The 7,008-nt window shown below is 67.7% G+C and carries 9 protein-coding genes; 4 read left to right on the forward strand and 5 right to left on the reverse strand.

Translation table 11 applies throughout. The annotated features are described in order from the left end of the window. Window positions 1-113: 113 nt before the first annotated feature. Window positions 114-1,133 (forward strand): tripartite tricarboxylate transporter substrate binding protein, encoded by a 1,020-nt coding sequence (locus JHD82_RS18065; RefSeq protein ID WP_012204487.1) that lies wholly within the window; start codon window positions 114-116, stop codon window positions 1,131-1,133. Between the two features lie 39 nt (window positions 1,134-1,172). Here the strand turns inward: JHD82_RS18065 and JHD82_RS18070 are convergent, their stop codons facing one another. Further along, complete coding sequence (locus JHD82_RS18070; RefSeq protein ID WP_012204486.1) at window positions 1,173-1,856, reverse strand: GntR family transcriptional regulator; 684 nt, start codon at window positions 1,854-1,856, stop codon at window positions 1,173-1,175. A gap of 167 nt (window positions 1,857-2,023) precedes the next feature. On the opposite strand from JHD82_RS18070, the gene JHD82_RS18075 reads away from it, so the two are divergent. The 3 genes from JHD82_RS18075 to JHD82_RS18085 all read left to right on the forward strand — a co-directional run bounded on the left by JHD82_RS18075 (window position 2,024) and on the right by JHD82_RS18085 (window position 4,412). Then, the gene (locus JHD82_RS18075) at window positions 2,024-2,422 is read left to right on the forward strand and encodes a carboxymuconolactone decarboxylase family protein (protein WP_012204485.1); all 399 of its coding nucleotides are present in this window, start codon (window positions 2,024-2,026) and stop codon (window positions 2,420-2,422) included. Between the two features lie 10 nt (window positions 2,423-2,432). Then, the gene (locus JHD82_RS18080) at window positions 2,433-3,296 is read left to right on the forward strand and encodes an NAD(P)-dependent oxidoreductase (protein ID WP_047218330.1); all 864 of its coding nucleotides are present in this window, start codon (window positions 2,433-2,435) and stop codon (window positions 3,294-3,296) included. A 132-nt stretch (window positions 3,297-3,428) separates the two neighbouring features. Next, the gene (locus JHD82_RS18085) at window positions 3,429-4,412 is read left to right on the forward strand and encodes a tripartite tricarboxylate transporter substrate binding protein BugD (RefSeq protein WP_199137910.1); all 984 of its coding nucleotides are present in this window, start codon (window positions 3,429-3,431) and stop codon (window positions 4,410-4,412) included. A gap of 7 nt (window positions 4,413-4,419) precedes the next feature. Here JHD82_RS18085 and JHD82_RS18090 read toward each other — a convergent pair whose 3' ends face one another. Genes JHD82_RS18090 through JHD82_RS18105 form a run of 4 tightly spaced genes read right to left on the reverse strand, consistent with a single transcriptional unit; the run spans window position 4,420 to window position 6,933 of the window. After that, complete coding sequence (locus JHD82_RS18090; protein WP_199137911.1) at window positions 4,420-5,010, reverse strand: class I SAM-dependent methyltransferase; 591 nt, start codon at window positions 5,008-5,010, stop codon at window positions 4,420-4,422. Window positions 5,011-5,029: 19 nt separating this feature from the next. After that, window positions 5,030-5,242: a DUF2788 domain-containing protein gene (locus JHD82_RS18095; RefSeq protein WP_046240878.1), complete on the reverse strand. Its 213-nt coding sequence runs from the start codon at window positions 5,240-5,242 to the stop codon at window positions 5,030-5,032. Between the two features lie 56 nt (window positions 5,243-5,298). Next, the gene (locus tag JHD82_RS18100) at window positions 5,299-6,132 is read right to left on the reverse strand and encodes a DUF2189 domain-containing protein (protein WP_199137912.1); all 834 of its coding nucleotides are present in this window, start codon (window positions 6,130-6,132) and stop codon (window positions 5,299-5,301) included. 30 nt (window positions 6,133-6,162) lie between these two features. Then, a complete protein-coding gene (locus tag JHD82_RS18105) occupies window positions 6,163-6,933 on the reverse strand; it encodes an HAD family hydrolase (protein ID WP_199137913.1) in 771 nt (256 codons plus the stop codon). Window positions 6,934-7,008: the final 75 nt, after the last annotated feature.

The raw sequence follows: 7,008 nt of genomic DNA on the forward strand, positions 1-7,008 counted from the left end.
ATCTCCGTAGCCTGCAGACCCTGGTTTGACAGCAGATTGACAGCCGCCGGCGCCACCATCGCTGGCGCCGCATCCGCTGCCCATTCACTACAACGATAGCCAGGAGACCAGACATGCCTTCGCGCGACTTTCTTCACCACGCAGACCTGCCCCCGCTCGGCCGCCGCCAACTGCTGGCCGGCACGGGCGCCATGGCCCTGTCGGGCCTGCTGCCTGCGGCCGCGCTGGCGCAGGACGCCTGGCCCACGCGCCCCATCCGCTTTGTCGTGCCCTTTGCGCCGGGCGGCAGCTCGGAAATCGTGGCGCGCTCCACGGCGGCCGAGCTGTCCAAGACCCTGGGCCAGAACGTCTTCGTGGACAACAAGCCCGGCGCGGCCGGCAACATCGCCATGCAGGAAGTGGCGCGCGCCGATGACCAGAGCACCGTCATCCTGGGCCACATCGGCACGCTGGCCGTCAATCCCTACATCTTCGACAAGCTGCCCTACGACGCGAACAAGGACTTCCAGCCCGTCAGCCTGCTGGCCAAGGTGCCCAGCCTGTACGTGGTCCACCCCGATGTGCCGGTCAAGAACCTGCGCGAACTCATCGCCTACGCCAAGAAGAAGCCGGGCCAGCTCAGCTACGGCTCGGCCGGCAATGGCAGCGCCGGGCACCTGGCCTTCGAGTACCTCAAGATGACGGCCGAGATCTTCATGCTGCACGTGCCCTATCGCGGCACGGGCCCCATGATGACGGACCTGATGTCGGGCCGCCTGGACGCCGCCTCGGTCGGCGCTGCCGCCCTGCTGCCCTTCATCAAGGCAGGCAAGGTGCGCTGCATCGCCACGGGATCGACCCAGCGCCTGCCCCAGTTGCCCGACGTGCCCACCGTGGCCGAGCAGGGCTTCCCGGGCTTCGAGATGACGCAGTGGTACGGCATGCTCGCCCCCTCCAGCATGACCCGAGCCCACGTGGACAAGCTGGCTGCCGAATGCGCCAAGGCCGTCAAGGCGCCCGACGCGCTCAAGCGCCTGCAGGGCGATGCGGCCGAGCCCATCGGCAGCACGCCCCAGCAGTTCGCGCAGTTCATTGCCACCGAGCAGACGCGCTGGCAAAAGGTGCTCAAGCGCGCCCAGGTCAAGCCGGACTGAGCGCACACGGACTGACACCCCCAGGCACAGGCTCCGGCATCAGCTGGCCGGGCCAGCCTTCTCGGCCATGGCGCGCAACACGCCCTGGCTGGCCTTTTGCACATGCTCGGCGCTCAGGCGCGCGGCTTGGTCCGCGTCGCCCTGCTCTATCGCCGCCACGATGGCGTCCAGCTCGGCCAGCGTCTGCGGCAGGCGCCCGGGCTGGGACATGGAGATGCGCCGCAGCACCGTCACGCGGTTGTTCAGCTGCCGCAGCATCTGGCCGGCCACCAGATTGCCGCAGCCCTCGATCAGGATGTCGTAGAACTGGTTCTTGATCGCCAGCAGGGCCACCTTGTCGCTGGCCACGGCGGGCACGGCCAGCTCGCCCAGCTTGGCGCGCAGCGCGGCGCGCTGGCCTGCCGAGGCATGCAGCGCAAAGCCCCGGCTGGCCAGCCCCTCCAGGCTGGCCCGCACCTCGTAGATATCGCGCACTTCCTGCACCGAGATGTCAGTGACCTCGGGACCGCGGTGCGGAACGATGGTGATCAGCCCCTCGGCCTGCAGGTGCTGCAGCGACTCGCGCAGGCATGAACGGCTCACATCAAGGCTCTCGCACAGTTCGCGCTCGGACAGCTTCTGGCCCGGCGCAAACACGCCATCGAGGATGGCCGTGCGCAGGGTCTGCGTCGTGCGCAGGCGCAGCGACGTTTCTTCGCGGGGGACACGCAGCATCTGGTTCATGGGACGAATCCTACCCGCCAATCCAGGGGCCGGACGGACTGACGGATTGTCATACACACACCTGGCTCGGCAGGCAATCCCGATTTTCATCAAGTAGGATTGTCTGACAATCTGATTAAATCCACTCCACCGAAAGACACCTTCACCGCCTTCCATCAGGAGTTTTCATGACCCGAGCCTATGCACCCAAGAACCCCGCCCTCTTCGACCAGGGCCTGTCCACCCGCCGCGAGGTGCTGGGCGCCGAGTATGTCGATGCGTCCATCCAGAACGCCACGGACTTCAACATCGACATGCAGGAGCTGGTCACCCAGTACTGCTGGGGCGATGTCTGGAACCGCCCCGGCCTGGACCGCAGGACGCGCTCCTTCCTGAACCTGGCCATGATCACGGCGCTGAACCGCCCGCATGAACTCAAGCTGCATGTGCGCGGCGCCATCAACAACGGCCTGACCAAGGAAGAGGTCAAGGAGGTCTTCCTGCAGACCGCCATCTACTGCGGCGTGCCGGCCGCCATCGACTCCTTCCGCGTGGCTTCGGAAGTCTTCAAAGAGATGGACATCTGAGGCACGCAGCATGACCACCATAGGATTCATCGGCCTCGGAATGATGGGCCAGCCCATGGCCCACCTGCTGCACGCCGCAGGGCACGCCCTGGTCATCCGGGACGCCGTGCCCGCCGCCACCGCACGATTCGCGCAGGAGCATGCGGGCGTGGCCGTGGCATCCGGCGCGGCCGACTTTGCCGGCTGCAGCGTGGTCTTCACCATGCTGCCCGACTCCCGCATCGTCGATGCCGTGGTCGGCGAACTGGCACCGCACCTGCCGCCCGGCGCCTGCATCATCGACATGAGCTCGGCCGACCCCAACCGCACGCGCGCGCTGGCCGGCCTGCTGGGCGAGCGCGGCATCGGGCTGCTGGATGCGCCGGTCTCCGGCGGCGTCAAGCGCGCCATTGCGGGCACGCTGTCCATCATGGTCGGGGGCGATGCGGACCTGCTCGCACAGCACCTGCCGCTGCTGCAGCGCATGGGACAGGCCATCACCCATGTCGGCCCCGTGGGCGCGGGCCATGCGCTCAAGGCCTTGAACAACTATGTCTCGGCAGCGGCCCTCATCGCCACGGCCGAGGCCATCCATGCAGGCGCGGCCTTCGGCATTGCGCCGGCCACCATCGTGGACGTGATCAATGCCTCCACCGGCAAGAACAACACCACCGAAAACAAGGCGCACCAGTTCATGCTGAACGGCGCCTTCAACTCGGGCTTCTCGCTGGCGCTGCAGGCCAAGGACGTGGGCATTGCCCTGTCGCTGGGCCAGGCCATGCACACGCCCATGGCACTGGCCGAACAGGTCAGCGCCATGGCGGCCGACGCCTCCAGGTCCCTGGGACCCGCCGCCGACCACACCGAGCTGTACAGGTACGTGGCCCCGGCCTGAGCCTGCGCCGTCTCGCCGTCGTCAAGGGCCGCATGCGGCCCTTGCCTTCCTGCCTCACGCCACCAAACACGCCACCGACAACCGGCCGCACAGAGCCGGCGGCCCCTGCACGCGCCTCCAGGAGACAAACCCATGCGCCACCTCATCCGCAACCCCCTCGCCCAGACCCTTCTCGCCGCCGCACTGGCAGCGGCCAGCCTTGCCGCCCAGGCCTTCCCCAACAAGCCCGTCACCATCGTCGTTCCCTACGCGGCCGGAGGCTCCACCGACGTGCTGGCCCGCGTGCTGGCCGAGGCCATGACGCGCGACCTGGGCCAGCAGGTCATCGTCGAGAACCTGGGCGGCGCCGGTGGCACCATCGGCACCAGCCGCGTCACACGCGCCCAGGCCGACGGCCACACCCTGCTGCTGCACAACATGGGCATTGCCACGGCACCCGCGCTCTACAGCAAGCTCGCTTTCGATGTGAGGCGCGACCTGGAACCCATCGCGCTGGCCGGCGACGTACCCATGATCCTGGTGCGCAGCAAAGGCTTTGCGCCCGCCACGCTGGCGGACTTCATCGCCCACATGAAGGCCAAACCGGGCGAAGTGCGCTTCTCGCATGCCGGCGTAGGCGCCACCTCCCACCTGTGCGCCATGCTGCTGCTGCAGACCACCTCCACCGAGGCCACCCTGGTGCCCTACCGTGGCACGGGTCCGGCCCTGCAGGACCTGGTGGCAGGCAATGTCGATGTCATCTGCGACCAGCCCGTGGCCACCGGCCCGCACATACAGGCGGGCATGCTCAAGGGCTACGCCGTCGCCACGCGCGAACGCCTGCCCTCCCTGCCCGATGTGCCCACCTTCGCGCAGGCCGGCCAGCCCGGCTTCGAGCTTGCCGTATGGCACGGCCTGTACGCTCCGCGAGGCACGCCCCAGGCCGTCATCGAGCGCCTCAACAAATCCCTGCGCACCGCCCTGGCCGAGCCCGCCCTGGTCAAGCGCTTCACGGACATGAGCGTCATCATCCCGCCCGCAGACCGCCTCACCCCCGACGCCCTGCGCCAGCACACCGCCGCCGAAATCAAGCGCTGGGACCCGGTGATCAAGGCTGCGGGGGCCAAGGCCGAGTAACGCCGCACTACGACGACACCGGCCTGCGGGCCACGACATCAAAGCGATGCCAGTGCTTGGGGCCCCGCATGCTGGCGGCCATGCCATCGAACTCATTGAAGGCCAACAGCTCCATGCCATCCAAAAGGCGCAAGACCTGATCACGCGAATGAAAGCTCATGGACTGCGAATCGGCCCAGGCATCGCGCGGCCCAAAAAAATGACCGGCGAACATACCGCCCGAACGCAGGGCAGAACGCACCAGCGACCAAAACGCATCGAAGTACTCAGGATGGCAAAAGGGCAGGCTCAGTCCAGCGTGGATCAGATGCGCTGCAGGCAAAGAGGAAAGATCCTCGAAACGGCAAGCCTGCAGCGTCAAAGCGCCGGACGCCTGCGATGCCAGGGGGCGCAAGCCCTCGATGGCCGCAGGTTCGCTGTCGATGGCGTGGACGCGCCAGCCGGTATTGAGCAGCACGCGGCACTCATGGCCCGCGCCACAGCCCAGATCGATGGCCGCTCTATCTGCCGTATCACCCGCCAACGCGTCAAGCGCCTGCACCAGCAGGGGAGATATCTTGCGCCCCTCGGTAAAGCGGTAGTAGTCCGTCCAACTCATGGGTGTGACGCCTGCGGCGTCATCTCTCCATCCACCACTGGATGACGATCTTGGCGATGTAGCCCACAAAGCCCACGCCCAGGCCCAGGAAGATCACGAAGGTGCCGAACTTTCCTGCCTTGGACTGGCGCGCCAGCTGCAGGATGATGAACACCATGAAGAGGATGAAGGCCCCCACGCCATAGGTGAGGAAGAAATGGGCGATCTGTTCTTCTGTATACCCGAATATCACGACAACACCGTCCTACATCCTCCCCTGCAGGCCCGGCCGGGCCGGGCCCGCCCGGCTCAACGCGCCGGGAAGGCCGACGCATCGACCAGATCGCGGTACGCGTGCCAGCTCGCGTGCCCCAGCAGGGGCATCACGGCCACCAGTCCCAGCAGCCAGCTGCCCAGGCCCAGCAGGGTCAACAACACAATGAGGGCGGCCCACAGTGCCAGAGGCACAGGGTTGGCCAGCACGGCCAACCAACTGGTCAGCACGGCCTGGCGCACCGTCACCCGCCTGTCCAGCATCAGCGGCATGGCCACCACGCTGGACGCAAAAATAGGCGCTGCCAGAAAACTGCCCAGCGCCAGCCATATCGCAAACAACTGCCCGTCGCGGGCCAGCACCACGTGCTGCACGAAATCCGCCGGAGTGGCGATGCGCACGGGCGAGAGCACCGTGATCAGCGAGGCCGACACCAGCACCCAGCCCGTGGCCGCCAGCGACAGCAGCAGCCCGAACTGCACCAGGCACCAGTAGCCGCCCTGCCCCTCGGCCTTGGACGCGTGGCCGCTTTGCCAGCGCATCCAGGTGATGCGCACCAGGGACAGGTCGGCGCGCTCGCCGCGCTCCAGCGCGCGGCTGATGGCGTAGAGGCTGGTCGCCACGACAGGGCCGACGATCAGGAACCCCGACAGGGCCCCGGCCATCAGCCAAAAGCGATTGTGCCCCAGCGTCAAGATCAAAAACCCGATCAAGGTCAAGACCAGGCCATGTGCCAGGCTCAGCCAGGGCGCCCTGGCCATGTCGCGCGCGCCACGCGCCAGCCAGCTCAGGGGGTGTTTCCAGCCGATGCTGCGCACGGCGGGGAGGACGGGGGGGTGGAAGAAAGCGGTGCTGTGGCTGGTGGGCATGGCATGGCGCGGCTTCGCGGGCAGGCAGGGTCAGCTGTCAGCCAGCCCCTGGCACAACTGCGCAAGGCTGGCCACCGTGACGTGGGGCGTGGACCCCTCGTGAGGCCATGCTACGCCCGTGCGGTTGAGCCAGACTGCGTGCATACCCGCATCCATGGCGCCCAGCGCGTCGAGTCGCGCGTCGTCGCCAATGTGCAGCACCTCGTCAGGCGCCACGCCTGCCGCTGCCGCCGCCGCGTGGAAAAAGCGCACATCGGGCTTGGCCATGCCGGCCTTGGTCGCGCTCAGCGCGGCATGGAAATGCTCGCCAATGCCCACCACGTGCACGCTGGCGTTGCCGTTGCTCAGCGCCACCACGGGCCAGCGCGCGGCCAGGAACTGCAGGGCGGGCAGCGCGTCCTCGTACAGGTCCACGCGCTGGCGCTCGGCAAAGAAGATATCGAAGGCCGTTTCCGCCAGGCCGCCATCGTCGCCATTGCGCTGCAGCGCCAGGCGGATGGACTCGCGGCGCAGGCCGCTCAGGTCGTGGGCAAGGTCCGGGCGGTCACGCTCGATCTGCACGCGGATGGCGCGCAGGGTGGCCACGTCGCGCAGCGCTGCGGCCGTGGTGGGCGCATGGGCGTGCAGCCAGTCCAGCAGCACCTGTTCGGCGCGCGAGATGGCTGGCCACACGGGCCACAGCGTGTCGTCCAGGTCGATGGAAATGGCGCGGATGCGGCCGCTGCGGCGCAGCTGCTGCAAGGCGGCCAATGCAAGGGCAAGAGAGGATTCGGCGAGGGGGGCGATGGTGGCTTGGGACATGGTTCGAGCATAGCGAAGGCAGCCGTTGCCGGCAGCAGCCGGGTCATCCGACTCGTGTGGCAGGCGGCTCCGTCC

It is taken from the genome of Delftia sp. ASV31, from assembly GCF_016428765.1.
GTDB lineage: Bacteria > Pseudomonadota > Gammaproteobacteria > Burkholderiales > Burkholderiaceae_C > Comamonas > Comamonas acidovorans.

Coding starts and splice junctions, on each gene's coding strand:
- JHD82_RS18065 (WP_012204487.1), top strand. CDS start 114: ATGCCTTCGCGCGACTTTCTTCACCACGCAGACCTGCCCCCGCTCGGC.
- JHD82_RS18070 (WP_012204486.1), bottom strand. CDS start 1,856: ATGAACCAGATGCTGCGTGTCCCCCGCGAAGAAACGTCGCTGCGCCTG.
- JHD82_RS18075 (WP_012204485.1), top strand. CDS start 2,024: ATGACCCGAGCCTATGCACCCAAGAACCCCGCCCTCTTCGACCAGGGC.
- JHD82_RS18080 (WP_047218330.1), top strand. CDS start 2,433: ATGACCACCATAGGATTCATCGGCCTCGGAATGATGGGCCAGCCCATG.
- JHD82_RS18085 (WP_199137910.1), top strand. CDS start 3,429: ATGCGCCACCTCATCCGCAACCCCCTCGCCCAGACCCTTCTCGCCGCC.
- JHD82_RS18090 (WP_199137911.1), bottom strand. CDS start 5,010: ATGAGTTGGACGGACTACTACCGCTTTACCGAGGGGCGCAAGATATCT.
- JHD82_RS18100 (WP_199137912.1), bottom strand. CDS start 6,132: ATGCCCACCAGCCACAGCACCGCTTTCTTCCACCCCCCCGTCCTCCCC.
- JHD82_RS18105 (WP_199137913.1), bottom strand. CDS start 6,933: ATGTCCCAAGCCACCATCGCCCCCCTCGCCGAATCCTCTCTTGCCCTT.